Below are 24,159 nucleotides of genomic sequence, written 5' to 3'. Positions count from 1 at the left end.
GAACTAAATGAAATATACAGCGGCATTATACCAGAACGATTGGACTAAAACATATTAACCAATGGTATAATTTCATAGTAGTTTCCTACTCATCTCAAACTAATCATTATTAGAATCCATTTGTACTTTATCTTTCGAAAACTGTTTGTTATTATTGAAAAGAACAAAGAAATCTTTGAAAATTAGGTTTTTTTCATTACAATCACAAACAAAAAGAGAGGCTCATTTAATAACGAGCCTCTCCAAATAAATCATTTATTTTCTCCAGCGTGGATCCCCAATATTATTATCCAATAATGTTTGATTTGTTATTTTAAAATCTCCCGTTAGTGCGCTTACAAATCCTGGATTTAACGTTGTATAAGTTCCAGAATTATCATATTTCGTATTAGTTGTATAAAGTCCTGGTGCATTAAAATAATTATTATTTAAGAACGTAGGATCTGAAGTAGTTATTTGGTTTGAATAGATTGCCACCGTTTCTGCAAACAACGTATTTTTAACAGTCAATACATTGGCATTAAAACGTACATATAGAATTCTTTTGCCAGAAGCATTACAAACACCGTATAAAGTACAACTATCCAATAAAACTGTAGTAGTCAAACCTGTACCTGATAGCCCTGATGCAGCATCTATTCTAAAAAACTCTCTAGAGGCTGCACAATTATTAAAAGTACTATTTTTAACCGTTACATTTGCAACATGAGTATTTCTAAAATCGATGAAATCGCCACCATTAGTGATAACATTAGTTACAACACAATTATCAACTGTTACAGAACTTACTTTAGCAGAAGAAGCATTACCTGCAATGAATGAACGATCAAAATCATGAATAGTACAACCACTAATTAATAATGAAGTATAATTTCCAGTTTCACTATATCTTACAACATCTATTAGCGTTTTATCTCCATTTAAATTCAAATCGATTAAATTAACTTCAGCAGCACCAGCATTAAGTGAAAAACTAACTTTCAAAACCGGTTTATCATAACTCCTTAAACCTCTAATTGTAATCGATTTATTTAGAGAAATTGTACCTGTTTGTGCAGAATAGTCACCCGGTTGTAAGACTAAAATATCTCCGGAATTTGCATCAGCAATTTTCTGAAATAAATCATCAGTTGTTTTGACTAAAATACCTGTACCTATATCAATTCCGGTTGTAAAAGTTGCAAACCCTCTTTTTTTGGTGCTATTAAACAATACAGCTGTATATTGTGTTTCCCCGGTTAGACCCGTTACAATAGCAATTCCATTTGCTTTTTCATCATCTGTAATTATATGCTTAATGTCGCCTGGGTTAACAACTATTTGCGTTACACTACTATTTGGCACCCATCGAAAAGTAGCTTGTTTAGCTTGAATATCGCCATCTACAGTTGCTAAGAAAAGTTGCTCTGTTAATGTTGTTGCGGTAACAGTTGACCATTTAGAATCTTCCAATCCAGTTGCGCTTATTGCTTTTACTCTTATTGAATAAATAGTTTCACCTTCTAATGCAACTTGCAAAGGCAATTCACTTGCAGCTACTTCGACAGTACGAAAAATAGTTTTGAAATCAGGATCATCTGCACTGACTTCTACAACATAATGATCCACATTTTCGCGTACAGTCCAGTTCAATTCAACCGTTGTTTGATTTCTAACTTTTGCGGTAAGGCCAATTGGAGCAAAAACTCTATTTACCTCTAATACATCCAATACACCTTCATTATAACCCGTACAACTAGAGACTAAAACTGTCAAAAATAATGTGGCTAATAATCCTTTTATTATAAATATTTTTTTCATAATCACAATTGATTTAATTATTTAAGTTATTAATAGCCGTAATCGTTGACTAATTTTCCGTTACTTCCGTCAATAAATACCTGCCATATTGGCCAAAGCTGTCTATTGTCTGGATTTACTCCAGTTTTATAAAGAGCATTAATCTTGGTAGCTGGATCCAAACTAGTCCAATCAACTGGACCTGAGTATTCTACTCCAGGATTGGTAGTTTCTCCGCGATTTAAACCATAAATATCAAGGGATACATTATCCGTTTTAAATTTGTAATACAAATTAGTTGGCACAGTAGCGTACTCGCCTGTTCGTTGTTGTAAACGAAGCATTTTATCTTTTGCTTCGTCTAACTTTGTTTTTAATAAATTCCAACGAATAAGCGCTTGCTTACGCTCCATTTCTCCAGTAAATTCATACTTATGTTCTTCCACTATAGCATTAAACATATTTTGCTTAGTTGCTAAAGCATTAACATAATTATCTACTTTTTGAGCTTGAAGGGCAGGTGCAAATGCTCTTCTACGAATTTCTTTTAAGTAAGGCGCTGCCGCGGCAGGACCTTCTATTTCATTAGCTGCTTCAGCAGCAATCAAAAGTATTTCGGCATAACGCATGTAAACCTTATTAACACCATCATCATTAGTTGAAGTAACCATACGATTCATCCACTCGTAGCGGTATTTTCCAAAATACCATGTGTTTAATGTTCCCAACTCTTGCTTAGCAATCCCATTTACAGCTGTACCATTTACAACTGTACCACCTACAGCTGTACCGTATTTGTAAGGAACACAAGTAACATCTCTACGGCTATCAGACTCATCATAATCATAAAAAACATTAGGTAATGGTCCTGCAACACCCCCTTTTTTAGCTCCATTAGCTTGATACTGATCAGCACTAGTGTGGTAAACAGCGAAAGTGAATAGCATTCTTCCTCTACCATCTGCAAAAGGAAGTTCCCATAGCGATTCTCCACCAGCATCTGTATTTCCCTGATTATATTTCTTCCATAATGTTTCAAATGACGGCTCTAAATGAGCTGTTCCACTCTGAATGACAGCACGGCATTCGTCTAGTGCCAATTTATACATTTTTTCAACAGAAAGTTCAGTGTCAGTACTTCTTCGAACACCGTCTGGATATTGTTGATATCCACTGGCAACCATTGCTAAACGAGCACGAAGTCCTTTAACAAAAGCCTTGTTAATTCTCTCAACACTTGCAGTAGCAGCAGTTTCGTTAGGCCATGGAACCAATTCAGCAGCTTCACCTAAATCTTTAATCAGTTGTTTATATATTTCATCACGATTCGATTTTGGTAAATATAAAGTTTCCGAATTGATCGGTTCAAAACGAGCTGGAACATCTCCCCAAGCCTTCATTAAGTCCGCATAATAGATAGCACGCAAGGTTAAAGCCTCTCCTAATAGTTGTCCAAGTTCAGTCCCAGACTCTGGGTTACCGAATTTACGTAATCCTCGTATACAGATATTTGCGCGTTCAATTCCGGAATACATCATTGCCCAAGCATTATCGGTAGTATTCATTTGGCTATTATTAGCCTTGGTGTCGTAAACACACAGATCCGATTTATCGTCAGTTGTTTCAGAGGAATTGTACCATTCAACATCTGTATTAAAACCATACCAAGGAAGGAATCGCCCTCTGTAAGAGTTAGTTTCAGCAAAAGGTATTTTAATACCATCTATAGCTCCCTTAGCTAATCCCGCTGTAGAAAAAATAACAGATTCATCTAAAGTTGATTTTGCTGGTGCTTCTAAAAATTTGTCTGTCGCATCTTGACAAGAGGTAAAAAGACCAGTCATCGTTATTGCTGCAATTATTATTATTCGTTTCATATTCTAATAATTATTTAATTAAAAATTAAGGTTTAAACCAAAAACCACTTGTCTACTGCGTGGAAATGGTGAATAATCCACCCCAGGCGTTAGAGGAGTATTTCTTCTTGTAGAAACTTCAGGATCAAGACCTGAATATTTTGTGAGAATGAAAACATTATTGGCTGTGGCATAAATTCTAATTTTTGAAATCCCCGATTTGGCAATAGCAGCTTCCGGAAATGTATAACCCAGCGAAAGCGAGTTAAGCCTTAAAAAAGAACCATCTTCAACTGCCCAGTCGCTAAAAACAAAGCGAGACATGTTAGGTGACCACATTGTAGTATTGGCGTTAAGCGCCGCTAATGCAGAAGGCTCAGTAACTAATTGGCCTGAAGAATCAACATTTGTCCATCTATTCCCATCAGCCATTATTGTACTTAAATTTCTATATTGACTATTTGGTGTAGATGTAGTAAACTCTATTTTATTTGCATTGTAAACATTATTCCCTACACTCCAGTTAAAAGCTGCCGAAAGATCAAAACCATAAGCATTAGCATTAATTACCATACCTCCGGTATGTTTTGGATTAGCATTTCCAATAATTGTAAGGTCATTTGCATTTACAATACCATCACCATTAACATCTTTTAATTTCATAATACCTGGTCTAACAGTTCCAACAACATTAGAGCTGTTCGCAACGTCAGCTTTCAAACTATAGACTCCTCCAGCATAATCAAAGTCTGATACTTCGTAACGACCATCACTTTTGTATCCATACATTAAGCCCATCGGCTGACCAACATTTACAACGAAATCATTTCCTATGGCAGTAGACGCCCAATTTGTCGCTGCTCCAAAATTATCCATAACTCCAAGTGAATTAATACGATTTTTGTTTATTCCTATATTGAAAGAAAAACTCAATCCATAATCAGGTTTTTCTATAGCAACTAAATTTAAAGAAGCCTCGACTCCAGCATTTTGAGTTTCCCCCATGTTTCTATACTGATAATCATACCCTGTTCCTGGGATAGGAAAGCCTATTAAGAGATCCTTGGTAATATTTTTATACATTTCCACAGATCCGCTTACATGACCTTTGAATAATTCAAAGTCGACCCCTAGATTTTGTGTTACTGTAGTTTCCCATTTTAGATCAGGGTTGGCCAAGGTTTTAGATGCTGACCAATAGTTAGAAACACCATTTATCCATGCAGAGGTAGACGATTTAAAAGTTTGAACCGTTTGTCCAGTTGGAATATTATTATTTCCTGCCTGACCATAACTTAATCGAACTTTAAGTGCATTTACCCAAGATACATCTTTTAAAAAATCTTCCTCAGAAATTTTCCAAGCTACGGCAGCCGCAGGAAAATAACCCCAACGATTATTCCCTAAGAACTTACTGGAACCATCCGCACGATAAGTAGCGGTGAAAAGATAGCGGTTTTTAAAATCATAATTTAAACGCCCAAAAAAGGATAGTAATTTGTCGTCTGGACTGTAATAGTTATCTACGGATTGTGGTTTACCTTGCGAACTAAGATTTTTAGAATCCTCAAAGTCAAAAAGCTTTGGAAAACCTTGAATCGTACTAGTTAACTGATTTGTACTATAATCTATCATCTCTTCCCCTAAAAGAATCTTTAACTTATGATTATCTCCAATTAAATTTTTAAAATCATAATTAATTGTATTAGCGTTTCTAAATGTTACATCTTTACGGTCACTAATAATAATTGATGGCAATCCTTGATTTTCAGCGGCTGGAACGTTTTTTACATAATAGGTAGAGCGTCCGTAAAAACGATAATCCAAATAATTATAATTATCTAATCCCAAATCCGATTTAAATTGAAGATCATTAATTATTTTCCATGAAAAACTACCAAGAATATTGTAATTTTTTCTTAACTGTGTACGATCATTATCCGCTACAGCTACAAAAGGATTTACAAGATAACTCGAAAGTGCTTCATCGGTATTATCCGTAGTTAAACCTGGCAGCGGGATTGGCGAATAACCCACACTATGTCTTAGACGAGCATCCGCCGAAGAGACCTCTTTTTGCTCATTAACTCCTCCTCCATTTATCTGAGTGTCAGAGTAACGCATCGTAAAGGACAGATCCACTTTTTCACTGGCTTTATTTTTCAAGCTAAATGATAAGTTATTTCTTTTAAAATCAGAACCTATCATAATTGCTTTTTCATCATAACGCGCATAATTAAAATTGAAATTGATTTTATCTGAGCCGCCTCGTATGCCTAAATCATGACTTTGAACTTCGCCTAAACGACCATAAATCTGTTTCTGCCAATTATTCCCTTTCATACCAATATACTGATCATAATCTTGCCATTGACCAAAATATTTTTCATAAGAACCCACATCATTTTTAAGCAAGGCATACTCATGTTGCCATTTTACATAATCTTCAGGTTGAAGAACATCAATTGTTTCTGCAATAGTTTTCACGCCCCAGAACGTATTATAATTCACTGATATCTTACCATCTTTACCAGTTTTAGTAGTTATAATTATAACTCCATTAGCCCCTCTGGAACCATAAATTGCTGTTGATGATGCATCTTTCAAGACTGTAACGTTTTCAATATCAGAAGGAGAAATATCATTAATACTGTTTACAGGAAATCCATCCACTATTAGTAATGGCGAACTATCCTGTGTCAGAGACCCTCCTCCTCTGATTCTAATTTTGATGTCTGCATCTGGAGAACCTTCTGAAGATGTCACTTGCACCCCAGCTATGCGTCCCGTTAAACTTTCAGCCACGTTCGAAATTGGTATTTTTTTCAGATCGACACCAGAAATAGAAGCAACTGAACCCGTTAAATCTGACTTACGTGAAGTTCCATATCCAATTACGACAACTTCATCTAGTTTAGAAGTCGAATCTTTTAAAACTACACTTAAGGACTTATTTTGCCCCACTATTCGAGTTGATGTCTCATATCCTAGATATGAAAAAACTAACACACTGTTTGACCCAGAGACACGCAGCGTGAATTTTCCGTCAAAATCAGTAATCCCGACATTTTTAGTGCCTTTTTCCACAATATTTACCCCTGGAATTGGCATGTTGGTTACATCTGTTACCACACCGCCAATAGTCTCGCCTTTTTGAGCCCTCAATTCATTGCTCATAAATAAGCTAAGCAAAAAAACAAAGGCGAAGCACCAATTTGTGCCTTTCTTAAATAAATTTTTGTTAATCATAATTCAATGGTTTAATTGTTTATTAATTGGTTCGTGGTTGTTTAGTTATTTGGACTTTCCATAAGTTCCCCGTTGATATAAGTATCGACAAATTTAAGCCCAACTAGATTTTCAATAGAATAAGCATCATCTACTTTATCAATTTTTACATTTATGAGCCTTACATTTTTTATGGGTGATTCTTTATAGCCTCTAGCCAAAATTCCGTATAACCCACCGTTTTTAACTTTTATATTTTCAAGATAGATATTTTGTATTTGAGGAATAAATGCCCCTGATTGATCTCCATATACTTCATAAAACATATTTATTTTTAGAACCGCTTCTTTGACTTGTCCGATTTCTAAGTTTCTTATATATACATTTTCTATTAGACCCCCTCTTTTTGAATTCGTTTTAATCCTGATAGCCCTTTCAAGGTTAGGACTGTCCATTATACAATTCTCCACAAAAACATTTCTTACACCGGCAGAAATTTCACTCCCAATGACCACCCCACCATGTCCATCTAACATTTTGCAATTTTGTATGATTATATTTTCACTTGGTATCGCAACCCGTCTTCCATCTGCATCCCTACCCGATTTAATAGCGATACAATCATCTCCTGTATTGAAAGTACAATTTTTTATAATTACATTTTTCGAATATTCCGGGTCACATCCATCATTATTAGGTCCGTGACTTTCAACTGTAACACCATCTATGGTAACATTGATTGATTTCATAGGATGTATCACCCAAAATGGAGCGTTAATAATTTTAACATCCTTTATCAAAACATTTGAACATTCGAAAAAATCCACGAAAATTGGTCTCAAATAATGTCCCTCTCCAAAAACTCTTTGATCAACAGGAACTCCTTCTTCTGCCATAGCCACTAGGCGTAATCGATTGAGGGGGTCATTCTGACTTGGCATCCCTTTTTTCCAACCATAAGACTTACCTCCACTCCATGACCACCAATTTTCACTAGACCCCTGACCGTTCAATATTCCCTTACCGGTCACAGCTACATTATTCTTTTTATAAGCATAAATCAAAGGAGAATAATTCATGAGTTCTGTCCCTTCAAAAGAAGTATGCACCAAGGGGTAATCTTTCGAATTAGTACTAAATAAAATTTCAGCTCCTTCTTCTAAATGAAGGTTTACATTATTTTCTAAATTTATAGGGCCCGTCAAGTATTTTCCGGATGGAACCAAAACTTTCCCTCCCCCCTCTTTAGAACAAGTCTGTATTGCTTTATTGATAGACTGCGTATTATCAAAAACCCCATCCGCTACGGCACCAAAATCAATAACATTGTAAGTCTTGTCTTTAAAAGAAGGCACCTTTACACTTTCTACCACTAGCTGCATTGCCTTCCAAGGATTATTTACAACCTGTTTTCCTTTCTCTACTTTACAGGAAATAAAAACCAAAGAAATTGCCAATAGAAATGTTGGATTTAATTTAAAAAAAAATTTTTTTATCATTTTATAATTTATTTGTATAAGTCTTATTTATTACATTTAAAAACAACAAAGCGTAGTGTAATCGATTACACAAACTTAAATATTAATTCTCATATAACCAAATAAAAATAATAAAAAAGTAGTATTGCAAAAAAAAACGTCTATTTATGTACTTAGCATAAAAATATCTATAAAATAATACATTATTATTATTGATTTCTGTTTAAAATACATCCAAATACATCTTAAATATAAATTTGGGCAATCGATAACATTAAATATGAACAGATAGGAAAAAAAGTATTATTTTTACTGATTTCAAATAAATAATATTTCATAATGAGTCAAAAAACAACAATTTACGATATTGCTAAAGAACTCAATATATCTGCAGCCACGGTTTCAAGGGCATTAAACAACAATCCGAAAATAAGCAAAAACACTTGTAAACTTGTTATGGAGACTGCGGCCAGGATGAATTACAAACAAAACAAGCTTGCCTTAGCCCTTCGCAGTGGAAAAAGCAATAATGTTGGCGTTATTGTACCGCGTGTCGACAGTAATTTTTTTGGGTCAATTATTCGAGGTATTGAGGAAGAATTGCATCCAAATAAGTATCATGTTATTATTTGCCAAACGCATGAAAATGAAAAAAGGGAAATTGAAAATATTAATACTCTTTTAAATGCTCAAGTAGATGGCATAATGATATCAATTACCAATGAGTCTAAAGAAAATGAAAAAATTATTCATCGTGTTATTGAAAAAAATATCCCGCTTATCTTTTTTGACAGAAAGAAAAGTATCGATGGAGTTAGTTCTGTTACTATAAATGACTTTAAGGCAGGTTATATTGCTACTCAACACCTTATTGACGAAGGATGCAAACGCATTGCCCATCTAAGCGGAGACCAATCTTTAGAAATATACGAAAACCGATTTAAAGGTTACAAACAAGCTTTACTTGACAATGGAATTGATTTTGATGAAAATTATGTATTCCGAACAAAAAGTAATGTTGAAGCGGGAAGACAAGCTACAGAAAAATTATTAAAATTGGAAAATCCACCAGACGCCATATTTTCATCTAGTGATTTTGCAGCTTTAGGTGCCATTCAGGAACTCAAATCACAAGGAATAAAAATCCCCGAAGATTTTTGTGTAGTGGGTTTTGGTAACGAACCCTTTACAAAATTTATGGAACTTTCAATATCCTCTGTTGACCAATCTCCCATGGAAATGGGTAAAATGACGGCAAAAGTATTTTTGGAACAAGTGAATAATACCGAAAACTTTAAAATGGAAAAAAAGGTAGTGTTGAATCCAGAATTACATATTAGAAAATCATCTTCAAGGAATACTCTTTAATTACAACAAAAAAAGTGTGAAATAAAAACTTCACACTTTTTAGATATTATCTTAAAATTTATTTTCTGTTTATAAAGAAACGCCTCTTTTCCAAGGAATAAAATCGTTCTGGTTTAGAATCGCAGCTTTTGTTTTTATGGTTCCACTTGCTACATCAATAATAAATTCCAGCATTTCGTCTGCCATTTCTTCAATAGATTTTTCTCCTGTGATAATTCCACCAGTGTCAATATCGATAATGTCCGACATTTTTTGTGCTAATTGAGTATTAGAAGATACTTTTACAACAGGAGCAATCGGGTTTCCTGTTGGAGTTCCCAACCCTGTTGTAAACAATACCATATTCGCTCCAGACCCTACCATTGCTGTGGTACATTCTACGTCATTTCCAGGAGTACATAATAATGTAAAACCTGGTTCGTTGATGTATTCTCCATAATCGTAAACCCCTACGATTGGTGAAGTTCCTCCTTTTTTGGCAGCACCTGCCGACTTCATTGCATCAGTAATCAAACCGTCTTTGATGTTACCTGGAGATGGATTCATATCAAATCCTGAACCTGCATCTACAACGGTTTTTTCGTACCATTGCATTAATTCCAAGAAACGTTTTCCATCTTTATCGTCCACACAACGGTTTACCAATTCTTGTTCCACACCACATAATTCTGGGAATTCAGAAAGAATTGTAGTTCCTCCTAATGCGACCAAGTTGTCAGACAACACGCCTAATGTTGGATTAGCAGAAATTCCAGAGAATCCATCAGATCCACCACATTCCAAACCAATTTTTAATTTAGATAATGGTGCAGGAGTTCTTTCTATTTTATTAGCTTCTTTTATAGTTGCAAAAGTGTCTTTTACTACACTATTCAACATATCTTCAATAGTTCCTATCTGTTGTTGATCGTAAATCAAAACAGGTTTGTCGCTGTTTGGATTGATAGCTTTCATCGCATCTTGAAAAATTGAGATTTGCAAGTTTTGACAACCTAAACTCAAAACGGTAGCTCCAGCCACGTTTGGATTATTTACATATCCAGCCAACAATTTAGCCAAAGAGTGTGAATCTTGACGAATTCCACCACAACCGCCTTGATGCGTGATGAATTTTACTTCGATATTTTTGAACAAATCAACTTCAGCAGATTTTGCAACTGCATCGGCAGTTCCACTTTCAGAATTAACCAAAGAACGAAGTAACAATTGGTAGTCGTTTTCTTTAGGTTTTGATAATTCTTTTTCGAAAATACCTTTTAAGATTTCGATATTTCTATTTTCACAAAAAACCAAGGGAAAAAACAACCAAATATTTTCAGTACCCACTTGTCCGTCTTCTCTGTGATATCCTAAGAAAGTTCTGTCTTTCCATTTGTCTACATTAGGAGCAGTCCAACCAATAGTTTCTGTTTTCCCAAATACTTTTGCACTTTCGTGTTTTACATTTAAAGTAGAAAGTAGTCCACCTTTTTCAATACTAGCACTGGCTTTACCAACTAAAACACCATACATAATAATTTTTTCTCCTATTTCAAAAGGATACATTGCAATTTTATGTTTCATTTTCACATCCGACTCGATAACGATATCTTCTCCTTCAAAGTTGATAACTTCACCAGCGGTAAGATTTACTAATGCTACTGCAACATTATCTGAAGGATTTACTTTAATTAATTTTTTTTGCATAATTATAATTTTTACAAGCCGTAACTAAAATTAATATTGTTTGCTATAATTCGCGAAGCCTTTTTCAATTCCATTCGCTTCAATTTCGTTCAAAGCTAAAACCAAAGCTTCTGATAATCCGTTTATTTTAGTTAAATCTTCACCCCAAAATTCAGTATTTTCAAGTGTTTGTTTAACTACTTTTACAGTGTCATTTGAACTCCATATCCCTTGGAAAGCATCGGTAATTTCTTTGCTGTCATCTACTGGCAAAGTAGTACCGTTCCACGTTCCTTTGTAGAAACGAATCAAACAGGCAAAAGCAAAAGTTAAGTTGGTTGGTACTTTATCAAATTTAGAAATATAGCCTAATACACTTGGCAACACTCTAACTTTAAATTTAGAAATAGAATTCAAAGCAATACTTGATAAATTATGCTTGATAAATGGATTTCTGAAACGGTCTAAAACATCCGCTGCAAAAAGATCTAATTCAGCTTTGTCCATATCAATCGTTTCATTGATTTCTTCGAAAATAGCTTTGTTGATGAAAGTTCCAGTAAACGCATTATCGATAGTTTCTTTAACTGTTTCGTTTCCATACATTAATGAAAAAGGAACCATTGCGGTATGGGCACCATTTAAGATTCTAACTTTACGGGTTCTGTAAGGTTGCATATCTGCAACAATTTTCACGTCTAAGTTCGTTTTATGGAATGGTAATTTTGCTTTCAAATCTTCGCCACCTTCTATTACCCAAAGGAAAAAAGTTTCGGCAGTAACAATTAAATTATCTTCATAATCTAATTCTTTATTATAGGCATCAATTTCAGCTCTTGGATAACCCGGCACAATTCTATCTACTAGTGTGTTATGAAATGTATTACTTTCGTTAATCCAAGCCACAAAATCAGCTCCTAAACTCCAGTCTTCACTGTATTTCAGAATATATTCTTTTAGCGTATCGGCATTATTGTTGATCAATTCGCAAGGAATAATGGTCAATCCTTTTGATGAATCACCATTAAAATGTTTGAATCTTTCATTTAAAAGAACCGTTAATTTAGCAGGATAAGAACTTGGCGGTTGCATTTCAGGTGTATCAGAACTTACATAAGCTATTCCAGATTCTGTTGTATTCGAAATAACAAAATCCAATTCTTCTTCTTTGGCTAAAGCCAAATAATCATTGAAGTTGGTATATGGATTAATTCCAGCTACAAGGTTAGAAATCAATACTTTTTCTTGAATTTCTTGACCTTTTGTAAGCCCTTTCATAAATAAAGTGTACAGGCCATCTTGGTCGTTCAGCATATTTATCATTCCGTTTTCGATAGGTTGTACAACTGCGATACCGGCATTGAAATCTACTGTATTATTTAGCTCTTGAAAAGCGTAATCAACAAAAGCTCTTAAGAAATTACCTTCTCCAAATTGAACAATTTTTATGGGAAGTTTATTTTCTAATCCGGTAATTTTTCTGTTTAATTTTTCCATTTTGAATCTTTAATAGGGTATAATATTATTTTTAAACTATTTGTAGTCATAATTTTGTAAAGTCACTGTAGCACTAGAACAAAATAATCTTTGTGTTTGCTTTATTCTAGAACTTATTTTGGTGTTTTTAATAAAACTCCTTAAACTCCGCTATAAACAGAAAAACCTCCATCTACTGTTATTTTTGTTCCTGTGACAAATTTTGAAGCATCGCTTAATAACCAAACCAAAGCACCTTCGAGTTCATCCGGATTTCCAAAACGCTTGAATGGTGTTTCTTGTATTATCAAATTACCCCTTTCGGTCAGGCTACCGTCTGAATTAGTGAGGAGTGTTTTATTTTGTTCGGTAAGAAAAAATCCAGGAGCAATAGAGTTCATTCTTATTTTGTCTCCAAATCTTTTCGCCAACTCAACGGCAAACCATTGGGTATAACAATCTATTGACGCTTTCGCTAAACTATAACCTAAAACCTTTGTAACAGCCCGTTGAGACACAACAGATGAGATATTAACAATACTCCCGGAACCATTATTTTTTATGGCTTCTCCAAATATTTGTGTGGGCAAAATCGATCCAAACAAGTTTAATTGCATTACTTGTTGTAACGCCTCCATATTCAATTGAAAAATATCTTGGTCAGAATGGAGTACTGCGCCGGGAATATTTCCACCCGCAGCGTTCACAAGCCCATCTATTTTGCCATACTCCTTAAGCATTTTTTCTCGTGCATTTAACAGTTGTTGCTCGTCATTTACATCAACAATCAATGCAATTGCACGACCCCCTTGCTCAATAACGGCGTTGGCTCTTTCGGTAGCAATTTTTTCATTCCTGCCTAATATACCCACCGCGCCACCTGCCCGAACAATACCATTTATAAAGGCATTTCCCAGTATACCAGTGCCACCAGTTACCACTATTACCTTCCCTTTTAATGAAAAATCATTTCCCAAATCTCAGTTTTTTAATGTTTTTTGATTGAGTTTACAAATCTACAATAGTCTAAAAATCAATTATTTGTTTTTTATGGAATGGATTAAACTCAAAACAGCTTTAGTTTCAGATTCAATTGTAGCATAATCTTTGTCAGCCATTAATTGTTTGCTGATGAGTTTGCTTCCCATTCCCACTGCAGAAACGCCCGCTTTGAACCAACCTTCAATATTTTCTCTTGTGGTGTCCACGCCACCTGTTGGCATAAATAACAATTTTGGAAAAATATCTTTGATGCCACTTAAAAAATCAGGTCCCAGCATATTACCTGGAAAAAGTTTGATGAAGTGAATCCCAGCATTTTCGGCAGCGATAATTTCTGTTGGAGTCATACAACCTGGGCTATAAAGCATTTCTTTGCTTTTTAAGAAAGCTGCAACTTCAGGCACAAAACCCGGACTGATGAAAAAATCAGCTCCAACTTTATAAAACTCTTCTGCTTGTTGCTGGTTTTTTATGGTTCCAATACCCAGTAATAAATCTGGCATTTCAGCGTTTCTTACTTCCACCATTTTAGTGAAGTTTTTCAAGGCGGCATCACCACGGCTTGTATATTCTACCGCTTTAATTCCTGCCCTGTAAATCGCTCTTAATACTTCTATTGTTACATTTTCGTCCGCATTGAAGTACAAAGGAAGAATTCCTTGTTGTACGATTGCGTCTGATACTTTTTGAATCTTGCTCATTATTTTATATTTTAACTTTAATTACTACTTTTTTAATTTCGCCTTCGCCAATCATTGGAGCATGCACATCTTCCGGAAAAAATATCGCAAATTGCCCATCGGTTAATTGAAAAAACATGTCTGGCGCATCGCTAAAAAAACGCACGTCTTTTTCTGGATTATAATCCCCGTTTGGTATTACGCATTTTTCTCTTGGTTTCCAGGCCATAGTTTCCAATCCTTTGACACAAAGTTGTATGTCAATATTTTTGTCGTGACATTCAAATTTGGCCAGACTTGCTTCTTTTGTTTTACCATTGGCCGTGTTGGCAATTACCTTTAGACCTTCAGAAATTTCGGAAACCCCGTCAGCAAGATTCGCCAAGTCATTTTGATTGATATACTCAAATGCTTTTGCAAATGAAGGATGCAAGCTGTAATATTTTGATGCGTTATTTAGTGTATCTATTATCATAATTTCTTAATTATCTTGCAACTCTACCAGAAGCATCGCCTCCCATAAGTTTAGAAACTTCTTCTACAGTAACTAAATTAGCATCACCTTTAATAGTGTGTTTTAAGCAAGATGCTGCAACAGCAAAATCTAATGCATTTTGATCATCCCCTGGATAAGTTAATAGTCCGTAAATTAAACCTCCCATAAATGAATCACCACCACCTACTCTATCAACGATATCTGTAATTTGATATTGACGAGTTTGTAACATTTCTTTACCATCGTATAAAACCCCTGCCCAAGTGTTATGAGATGCAGAAATAGAACCTCTTAAAGTAGTAATTACTTTTTTGGCTCTTGGGAATTTTTTCATCATTTGTTGACAAACAGACAAGAAAGCTTCTGCTTTTACATCATGCCCATGAGTTTGAACCGCTGCTCCTTCTGGTTTTATGCCAAAGTGCATTTCTGCATCTTCTTCATTTCCTAAAATCACATCGCAATAAGATGTTAACTCGGTCATGATAGCCTCACGGTCTCCACCGTATTTCCATAGTTTAGCGCGGTAATTTAAATCGGTTGAAATAGTAATACCTAATTTGCTGGCAGCTTTAACAGCTTCTAAACAAGCATCGGCAGAACTTTGTGAAATTGCAGGAGTAATACCAGTCCAGTGAAACCACTCTACACCTTTAAATACTTCTTCCCAATTAACCATTCCTGGTTGGATATCAGACATTGAAGAATGTGCTCTATCATATACAACTTTACTTCCTCTGCTTACAGCACCCGTTTCAAGAAAATAAATTCCTAAACGATCTCCACCCCAAACAATTTTATCTACACCAACTCCTCTTTTACGCATTTCCATCATGGCGCATTCTCCAATATCATTTTTTGGTAAACGGGTTACAAAATCAACTGAAATTCCATAATTTGCTAATGAAACTGCTACATTAGATTCTCCTCCTCCATATACAACATCAAAATTGTCTGCTTGTGAAAATCTTAAAAATCCTTGTGGTGATAATCTTAACATTATCTCACCAAATGTTACTACTTTTTTAGACATTGTCCTAATTTTTAATTGTTATTAATTATATGTGTGTTTTGTGTGTTTTTTATTTAATCCACGAATTATCTTGAAACTCTTCCTCCACCCGATCCACTCATGAGCGCTTTTATTTCGTTTACGGTAGCCAGATTAATATCTCCTGAAATGGAGTGCTTTAAACAAGTGGCCGCAACGGCGAATTCAAGAGCTGTTTGATAATCATCTGGCCAAGTAATCAATCCGTAAATGATTCCAGCCATAAAGGCGTCTCCAGCACCAATTCTGTCAATAATATGCGATACATTGTATTTTCGAGAATGCAATAATTCTTTGCCGTTCCAAAAAGAAGCGCTCAAACCGTTAGAAGAGGCATTTGCATCAATCCTTTGTGTGGTTACTACATTTTTCAACTTTGGAAATGCTTTCATCCAATTGGCAAAAATTATTTCTTGCGTATCATTTTCTTTCACCTCAATTCCCAAAACTTTTTCAGAATCATCAACACCGCCTAATAATAAATCGCAATGTTTAACAAGGCTAGGCATTATTTCGTTGGCATTTTTTCCGTATTTCCACAACGTAGGCCTGAAATTTAAATCTGCCGATATGGTCAGTCCCATCTTGGAGGCAACCATTAATGCTTCTTCACATAATTCAGCCAAATCAAGTGAAAGCGAGGGTGTAATACCCGACCAATGAAACCAATCGGCATCCTTGAAAATGGTTTCCCAATCAATCATTCCTTTTTTCAAGATAGAAAAAGAAGAATCTTCCCTGTCATAGACTACTTTTCCAGGTCGCTCTGAAGCTCCTTGCTCAAAATAATAAATTCCAAGTCTTTTGCCTTGAATCGTGGCAATAGGATCTACCCCAAAAGAGCGCAACATGCTCAATGAAGATTCGCCCAATTCATTTGGTGGGACAGCCGTTACAAATTTAACAGGGAGTCCAAATTTAGCCAGCGAAGCGGCAACATTAGCTTCTGCGCAACCATAATAAATATCAAAAGACGTAGCCTGGGTAAGTCTTAAATGACTTGGAGGCGATAGCCTAAGTAATATTTCTCCAAATGTTACGATTCTTTTCAATTGAATATTTTTAATCCATTAATATCCCTTATTCTTTACCCACATTGGGAAAACCGAAGTATTCCTTGGCATTATTGTAACAAATATCTTGAATTATTTTACCTATCCATTCCAAATCGTTTGGCAGCTCCCCTCTTTGAATTTCATCTCCGAAAAGATTGCACAATACACGTCTGAAGTATTCATGGCGCGGATAAGACAAAAAGCTTCTGGAATCAGTCAACATCCCAATAAAACAACTTATGAGTCCCATATTGGACAAAGCATTCAATTGTTTTATGATTCCATCTTTTTGATCTAAAAACCACCATCCAGAACCAAACTGTACTTTTCCTTTTATTTTACCATCATTAAAATTACCAATCATGGTAGCCATAACTTCATTATCGGCTGGATTCAGATTATAAATAATTGTTTTCGTCAATTTATCCTTACTATCTAATGCATTTAAAAATTTCGATAACTTTTCTGCTTGAGGAAAATCACCAATAGAATCCCAGCCTGTATCCGCACCTAAAATAATATTCATTCTGGCATTGTTATTTCTGAGGGCACCCAAATGGAATTGTTGTACCCAACCAAATTCATGGTAGGTTTCGGCTAAAAATTGTAGAATCGCACTTTGAAATTTCAATGCTTCAGTTGCCGTAATTTCCTGTTGTTCTCGTTTCTTTTTGAATATCAATTTTACTTCAGACTCGGTATAATTTTCAGCATAAATATGATTAAGACCATGATCCGATAATTTACAACTGTTATCATCAAAATATTGGATACGCTTTTTTAAGGCATCACATAAATCGGTATAGGTGTTAATCGAAATCTCTGAAGCCTTCCCTAAACTATCAATGTATTGATTATACGTTGGGCTTTCAATTAATATCGCCTTATCAGGTCGGAATGCAGTACTGATATAGGTTTTAAAATCACTTCCCACTAATTTTTGATGATGTTCTAAAGTGTCAGTAGGATCTTCGGTAGTACACACTACTTCAACATTCATTTTGGTTAGTAGATTTTGACAACTAAACGCTTTGCTGTTTAATTTATTCGAAGCTTCATCATAGATTCGTGAAGCTGATTTTTCATTTAGTAATTCATCAATTTCAAAATACCTGGCTAATTCCAGATGGGTCCAATGATACAATGGATTACGCAAGGTATAAGGCACTGTCTTAGACCATTGTTTGAATTTATCTTCATCACTTCCTGAACCTGTAATATATTTTTCGTCGATTCCTAAAGTTCGCATGGCGCGCCATTTATAATGGTCTCCTTCAATCCAAACATTGGTAATATTATTAAATATTCTATCATTTGCAATATCTTGAGGCGATAAATGACAGTGATAATCTATAATAGGCATTTTACTTGCATAGTTGTGATAAAGCAATTCTGCGTATTTATTTTCCAGTAAAAAATTGTCGTGTATTAATTTATTTGTCATAATTGCTTCTAAATTTTATAATTACTATTCATTCATTGGTTTACCAATAGTGGCTAATATTCCTCCGTCTACATAAATAATTTGTCCGTTTACAAAATTACTTGCATTAGACGCCAAAAACACGGCTGCACCAGCCAAGTCTTCAGGATTACCCCAACGCCCCGATGGTGTTCTATTGATGATAAAATCGTTAAAAGGATTTCCGTCTACACGAATTGGCGCTGTTTGTGAAGTCGCAAAATATCCTGGACCTATACTATTTACCTGAACATTATATTTTGCCCATTCTGTAGCCAAATTACGGGTAAGCATCTTCAATCCTCCCTTGGCAGAAGCATAAGCACTCACATTATCTCTTCCTAATTCACTCATCAAAGAGCAAATATTTATTATTTTACCGCTTTTGCGCTCAATCATTCGTCTTCCAATCAATTGAGACATAATAAACGCACCAACCAGGTCTACATCAATTACTTTTCTAAAATCGGCAACAGACATATTTATTGCTAATTCTCTTTTAATTATACCCGCATTATTAACTAAAATATCGATTTCTCCATCATTTTTAACAATGTTTTCGACTTGTTCAGCTGCCAATTTTTCATCGGTAATATCAAAAATATATCCAGTTGCTTTGTATCCCTTATTATTTAAATAAGCCAAAGCATCGTTCAGTTTTTCTGGGGTTGTACTACTAATTACTAACTCAGCTCCTGCCATGGCAAGACCTTCGGCAATAGCCATTCCTAGTCCATGGGTTCCTCCGGTGACTAAAGCTCTTTTGTTTGTTAAATCAAATAAATTCATTTGCTAATTATTTTAACTCATTAGGCGCACAAATATCCATATCGCTATAATCTAAATTTTCTCCGGCCATTCCCCATACAAAGGAATAATTTGAAGTTCCTGCTCCAGAATGGATAGACCACTCAGGGGACAAAACAGCTTGATGGTTTTGTAAAAAAATATGCCTTGTATTCTGTGGTTCACCCATAAAGTGGCTTATTGTTTGACCTGATTCTAAATCAAAATAAAAATAGGCTTCCATACGTCTATTATGCGTATGAGCTGGCATTGTATTCCACACATTTCCGGGCAATAGTTCCGTAAGTCCCATTTGTAATTGACAGGTTTCAACTATGCTATTTACTATCAGTTTATTCAAAACCCTTTTATTGGCAAATTTTTCTTCTCCTAGTTGAATTATCTCAGCCTCTTCTTTACCAATTTTTTTTGTTGGAAACTTTTTATGGGCAGGAGCTGAATTTATATAGAATAAAGGCTGTTCTCCATTTGAACCGGAAAAAATGACTTCTTTAGATCCTTGACCTACATACAAAGCCTCTTTTTTTTGTAAATCATATTCAACACCGTCTACGGTCACCGTTCCGCTTCCTCCTACATTAATAATCCCCAACTCCCTTCTGTCAAGAAAGTTTTCAGATTTTAAATACGGAATAGTCTCTAATTTCAAACTTTTATTAACCGGCATAATTCCACCAACAATAAGCCTATCATACATGGAATAAGTTAATTGGATTTCATTTTCAACAAATAGATTTTCAATTAAAAATTGTTTTCTCAATTCGTTTGTTTCATATTTTTTTGCATCCGAAGGATTCGTGGCGTATCTAAAAGAAAAATTTGTCATGGTAAATTAAGTTATGTAATCGATTGCACAAATATACTTTTTATTCTATTAATTTCTATTTTTTTTATAAAAAAATTGGTACAACCATAAAAAAATCAATATTATTTAGTGCTGTTTGATAAAAAAATAGAAAAACCCGTTTATAATTATAGAAAGAAAACTGTTCAAGAAACAAGTTGCATTAAATATTCCTAATAATCTTGTCCATTATCCAACTCGTATGTAAACCCGATTTTCCAATGGAAGGATGTTCCTTATTTCCCAGCAAATGTTCCCGCATGTTTTCGACATGATGAAGCTGGACATTTTCCGGATGTTTTATAGACAATTCTATTTGACCCTGTTCATTAGTAAGCCGAATTGGTTTTTCATCAAAAACAGTAAATTCGATTTTCCCTTTACTACCAATAATTTCAACGTGATCTTCCTGTTCACTGCAACCAAAATTCCAACTACCTGTTCCTGTAATTCCAGATTCATGAATCCAACAAGCTGTTATTGCATCATTCGCAGAATACAATCCCTGCTGGTTAGTACTAAAACCTGACACGTCCTTTATTTCACCCAGCAGATGGACGAAAAGGTCCAAGCCATGGCTGGCCAAGTCGTCAAAATATCCGCCTTTGGCGATTTTAGAATCCGTTCTCCAATTATAATTTCCTGACAAATCAACAGCAGATGCCGGCTTACTCAAATGCCAACTAATATGCCTAATCTCTCCTACTTCATTAGCATCAAGCCATTTTCTAACTTGGTTAAATCTTGGCAGTGAACGCCTATAATAAGCTACAAACAAGGGAATATCCTTTTCCTTAAATGCATTATAAATTACCAAACTATCTTCATAAGTCGGAGCCATTGGTTTTTCAATACAGCATGGTTTTCCAGCTTGAGCTACTTTAAGTCCATAATATTTATGAAAATCAGGAGGAGTGGCAATATATATTGCATCAATTTCGGGGTCATTAATCAAACTATCAGCATCTGTATAGTATTTCTGAACTCCATGCCTTTGAGCATAATCCGCACTTTTTTCCGCATCTCGTCGCATTACGGCAACAAGCTCAAATCCTTTTGTTTTCTGGTAAGCAGGTCCACTTTTTATTTCAGTGACATTCCCACAGCCAATGATGCCCCATCGAATTGTTTGTGATTTTTGATTTATATTGTCCATCTCGCTAATTTTAAATTAATACTTCTACTTTAAAAATTAAATAGAAATATTCCGGAACACTTGAATGCTATTTTTTATAATCGCCTGCGATATTTTCATAATTATAGTGAGAATATTTACAATTTTTGTTTTAGTTCAAAACTTGTTCTGAAAAGTAAAACTTTTATAAAAATATTGGTTTTGAGTCAACAAATTAAATAAGGCAACTCATAATATCTTTTATTGTTCTTTATAATAAGTAAACAGATTTCAATCGTATAATTTAGCAGACTGAATGAGTTGACATTATAAATCAGTTATTGGACTATATTTAGGAACGAGTATTTTCATGACTGCCCATGCAATAAGATAAGCAACCGCACAAAGAGCAAACATAATAGTATATCCAGTTTGAATATGCCCTAATGCTTTATAATGGTCAAATAAAGCTCCACCTAATTTTGTTACCAATACACCGCCAATACCTCCAGCCATACCGCCAATCCCGATGACGGAACCAATTGCTTTTTTAGGAAACATATCCGAAACGGTAGTGAAAATATTAGCCGACCAGGCTTGGTGAGCTGATGCTCCAACACCAATAAGAATAACAGGTATCCAAAAGCTAATATGTCCTAAAGGCTGGGCAAACAATACAACCAAAGGAAAGAGGGCTATAATTAACATGGCCTTCATTCTACCGTCATAAGGAGTGTGCCCCTTTTTAATGAAATACATAGGAAACCATCCTCCTCCTATACTACCAACCATTGTCATACTATAAAGCACAGCAATAGGAAATACAATATCCGTTTTTACCATGCCAAATTGAGCTTCGAGGTACATTGGTAACCAAAATAAAAAGAACCACCAAATACCATCTGTCATAAATTTGCCAAATACAAATGCCCAAGTTTGTCTATATCCCAAGAGCTTGAGCCAAGCCACTTTTTCGTGTTTCGGCACTTCTATAATTACGCTTGCCGATTCTTCCCCAAGATTAATGTAATCGTATTCTAATTTTGATAATCTTTTTTGCTTTTCTGGTTTTTCATAAAACATAAACCAGAAAAACATCCAGATGAACCCAATTGCACCAACAAGAACAAAAGCAGATTGCCATCCCCAATTTACGGCAATCCACGGAACGGTCAACGGTGCCAGAATAGCGCCAATATTAGAACCTGAATTAAAAATTCCCGTTGCTAGTGATCTTTCTTTTTTAGGAAAATATTCGGCTGTTGCTTTAATTGCAGCCGGAAAGTTTCCGGATTCACCAAAACCTAAAACTGCCCTAGAAATCATAAATCCTGCAATTGAAACTGGCACAGCCGTAATCCCTATCCATGCCAACACATTCGAGAAAACACCTCCTATTGGGATTGCATACGCATGCATGATGGCGCCAAGTGACCAGAGAAATATTGCAAGAATATACCCCAGTTTAGTACCCAACTTGTCAATTAATCTTCCTGCGAACAGCATGGAGAGAGCATATACAAATTGAAACACTGCTGTAATATTTGCATAGTCACTATTAGTCCAATTAAATTCTTTTGATAAACTAGGGGCTAAAAGGCTTAATACTTGTCGGTCTAAATAATTAACGGTAGTGGCAAAGAAAAGCAGTCCGCAAATCGTCCATCTATAGTTCCCAATAGCTTTATTTGTTTCATTCATAGTAACAGTTTATTATAGAAAGTTAAAAAATTAAATTTATTTCGATTATATCTTGATCAGACAGAAAACAGTTGCATCATAGAATTAATTAAATACCATATTAAAATAAAGTTTTAAATCTTAATCTTATTATGCAGTTTTCATAAGTAAATCTAAATTAAAATTTCACTTATGTAATCGATTGCCCAAATATAGTTTTTAATATTTAAATTTAAAATATTTTATATATTATTTTAAATAAACATATCGTCTAAAAAAGATTGTTTGAATTATTACATTAAAAAAACGAATGTCAAAGATGAAAATCTTCCAAAGTTTACTGAATAAAATATCGTGAGTTGCAATAAATTTTGATATTTTAATCACTGTTTTTCGTTCGGGACGGGACATTTAGAAATAAAAAAACATCTTGTTTTTTTGTGACAAGACGTTTTTTTTGGCTAACAGGACACTTTATAAATTCCATTAGATATCGTGTGATAATTATTTCAATCCAAAGACTAACGCCACAATCAATACACCCATAAGTATTAAAACATAAAAGCATAAAGTAACCGCGGCCAAAATTCCAATAAACTTGTAGTGAGATTTTAAATATCCAAAAGAAGCAGCAAGTGTTTCCGAATCATTTTCCCTTAAAGCAGCTTTTGCATTAGAAGCAAATTTATTTAAATAATACACCGGGAAAAAATAAAGTGCAGCCAACATCAAATATAAACCCGTTATAAATGAACCGCCAAATGAACTGAAACTGCCCATTTCCCGAGCCATATTTCCCATAGCCGCAAATAGTGTTCCAGCAAAAATAGCTGCCATAACAATTAAACCAATTCCAATATAACCAAGAATGGATAAAAAATAAGCCCATTTTGCGGTTTCTTTCAGAAATCCTTTTGCAGATTCGTTCAATTGCATCTCAAAAGTATCAAAAGTTGAATTTTCTTCCATGTCTAATCTATTTGTTTAAAGTTACACTTCAAATCTAATGAAAATTCCGTAATAATAAAGGTCCCGAATAATAATGTTGCCTTTATCGGATAAAAACAAAAAACCATCTCGTTTAAGGCGTGATGGTTTATAAAAGAGCCGGCGGAGGG

At 34.8% G+C, this 24,159-nt stretch carries 18 protein-coding genes; 1 reads left to right on the top strand and 17 read right to left on the bottom strand.

The window, feature by feature from the left end:
- Positions 1 to 255 precede the first annotated feature (255 nt).
- From B2145_RS12245 to B2145_RS12230, 4 genes are read right to left on the bottom strand one after another with little or no spacing between them, the layout of a single operon-like run.
- On the bottom strand, positions 256 to 1,800 hold the full coding sequence (locus B2145_RS12245) for a DUF4957 domain-containing protein (protein ID WP_291102663.1): 1,545 nt from the start codon (positions 1,798 to 1,800) through the stop codon (positions 256 to 258).
- A 29-nt stretch (positions 1,801 to 1,829) separates the two neighbouring features.
- Positions 1,830 to 3,656 carry a RagB/SusD family nutrient uptake outer membrane protein gene (locus B2145_RS12240; RefSeq protein WP_291102661.1) on the bottom strand — a complete coding sequence of 609 codons (1,827 nt, stop codon included), beginning with the start codon at positions 3,654 to 3,656 and terminating at the stop codon, positions 1,830 to 1,832.
- An 18-nt stretch (positions 3,657 to 3,674) separates the two neighbouring features.
- Positions 3,675 to 6,884, bottom strand: a complete 3,210-nt coding sequence (locus B2145_RS12235) for a SusC/RagA family TonB-linked outer membrane protein (protein WP_291102658.1) — start codon at positions 6,882 to 6,884, stop codon at positions 3,675 to 3,677.
- Positions 6,885 to 6,925: 41 nt separating this feature from the next.
- Positions 6,926 to 8,362: a glycoside hydrolase family 28 protein gene (locus tag B2145_RS12230; protein ID WP_291102656.1), complete on the bottom strand. Its 1,437-nt coding sequence runs from the start codon at positions 8,360 to 8,362 to the stop codon at positions 6,926 to 6,928.
- Between the two features lie 318 nt (positions 8,363 to 8,680).
- On the opposite strand from B2145_RS12230, the gene B2145_RS12225 reads away from it, so the two are divergent.
- Entirely contained in the window at positions 8,681 to 9,709 is a 1,029-nt protein-coding gene (locus tag B2145_RS12225) for a LacI family DNA-binding transcriptional regulator (RefSeq protein ID WP_291102653.1), read from the top strand.
- A 69-nt stretch (positions 9,710 to 9,778) separates the two neighbouring features.
- On the opposite strand, the gene B2145_RS12220 is transcribed toward B2145_RS12225, so the two are convergent.
- From B2145_RS12220 to B2145_RS12160, 13 genes are all read right to left on the bottom strand, one after another.
- Positions 9,779 to 11,395, bottom strand: coding sequence for a UxaA family hydrolase (locus tag B2145_RS12220; protein ID WP_291102651.1), 1,617 nt, complete (start codon positions 11,393 to 11,395; stop codon positions 9,779 to 9,781).
- 30 nt (positions 11,396 to 11,425) lie between these two features.
- The gene (locus B2145_RS12215) at positions 11,426 to 12,871 is read right to left on the bottom strand and encodes a tagaturonate reductase (protein ID WP_291102648.1); all 1,446 of its coding nucleotides are present in this window, start codon (positions 12,869 to 12,871) and stop codon (positions 11,426 to 11,428) included.
- A 140-nt stretch (positions 12,872 to 13,011) separates the two neighbouring features.
- Positions 13,012 to 13,827, bottom strand: coding sequence for an SDR family oxidoreductase (locus B2145_RS12210; RefSeq protein ID WP_291102645.1), 816 nt, complete (start codon positions 13,825 to 13,827; stop codon positions 13,012 to 13,014).
- A 60-nt stretch (positions 13,828 to 13,887) separates the two neighbouring features.
- Complete coding sequence (locus B2145_RS12205; protein WP_291102643.1) at positions 13,888 to 14,553, bottom strand: bifunctional 4-hydroxy-2-oxoglutarate aldolase/2-dehydro-3-deoxy-phosphogluconate aldolase; 666 nt, start codon at positions 14,551 to 14,553, stop codon at positions 13,888 to 13,890.
- 4 nt (positions 14,554 to 14,557) lie between these two features.
- Positions 14,558 to 15,007, bottom strand: a complete 450-nt coding sequence (locus B2145_RS12200; RefSeq protein ID WP_291102641.1) for a YhcH/YjgK/YiaL family protein — start codon at positions 15,005 to 15,007, stop codon at positions 14,558 to 14,560.
- Between the two features lie 10 nt (positions 15,008 to 15,017).
- Positions 15,018 to 16,061 carry a sugar kinase gene (locus B2145_RS12195; RefSeq protein ID WP_291102638.1) on the bottom strand — a complete coding sequence of 348 codons (1,044 nt, stop codon included), beginning with the start codon at positions 16,059 to 16,061 and terminating at the stop codon, positions 15,018 to 15,020.
- A 65-nt stretch (positions 16,062 to 16,126) separates the two neighbouring features.
- Complete coding sequence (locus tag B2145_RS12190; protein ID WP_291102636.1) at positions 16,127 to 17,131, bottom strand: sugar kinase; 1,005 nt, start codon at positions 17,129 to 17,131, stop codon at positions 16,127 to 16,129.
- A gap of 28 nt (positions 17,132 to 17,159) precedes the next feature.
- A complete protein-coding gene (gene uxaC, locus B2145_RS12185) occupies positions 17,160 to 18,578 on the bottom strand; it encodes a glucuronate isomerase (RefSeq protein WP_291102634.1) in 1,419 nt (472 codons plus the stop codon).
- A gap of 24 nt (positions 18,579 to 18,602) precedes the next feature.
- On the bottom strand, positions 18,603 to 19,385 hold the full coding sequence (locus tag B2145_RS12180; RefSeq protein ID WP_291102632.1) for a gluconate 5-dehydrogenase: 783 nt from the start codon (positions 19,383 to 19,385) through the stop codon (positions 18,603 to 18,605).
- Positions 19,386 to 19,392: 7 nt separating this feature from the next.
- Positions 19,393 to 20,229 (bottom strand): 5-dehydro-4-deoxy-D-glucuronate isomerase, encoded by an 837-nt coding sequence (gene kduI, locus B2145_RS12175; protein ID WP_291102630.1) that lies wholly within the window; start codon positions 20,227 to 20,229, stop codon positions 19,393 to 19,395.
- A gap of 181 nt (positions 20,230 to 20,410) precedes the next feature.
- Complete coding sequence (locus B2145_RS12170) at positions 20,411 to 21,403, bottom strand: Gfo/Idh/MocA family protein (RefSeq protein WP_291102627.1); 993 nt, start codon at positions 21,401 to 21,403, stop codon at positions 20,411 to 20,413.
- 285 nt (positions 21,404 to 21,688) lie between these two features.
- Positions 21,689 to 23,062 carry an MFS transporter gene (locus B2145_RS12165; protein WP_291102625.1) on the bottom strand — a complete coding sequence of 458 codons (1,374 nt, stop codon included), beginning with the start codon at positions 23,060 to 23,062 and terminating at the stop codon, positions 21,689 to 21,691.
- A 483-nt stretch (positions 23,063 to 23,545) separates the two neighbouring features.
- Complete coding sequence (locus tag B2145_RS12160) at positions 23,546 to 24,010, bottom strand: hypothetical protein (protein WP_291102622.1); 465 nt, start codon at positions 24,008 to 24,010, stop codon at positions 23,546 to 23,548.
- Positions 24,011 to 24,159: the final 149 nt, after the last annotated feature.

It is taken from the genome of Flavobacterium sp. UBA5153 (genome assembly GCA_002413745.1).
Lineage (GTDB): Bacteria > Bacteroidota > Bacteroidia > Flavobacteriales > Flavobacteriaceae > Flavobacterium.
Note: the sequence above shows the minus strand (reverse complement) of the source record. Positions and strands in the feature narration are given on the sequence as shown.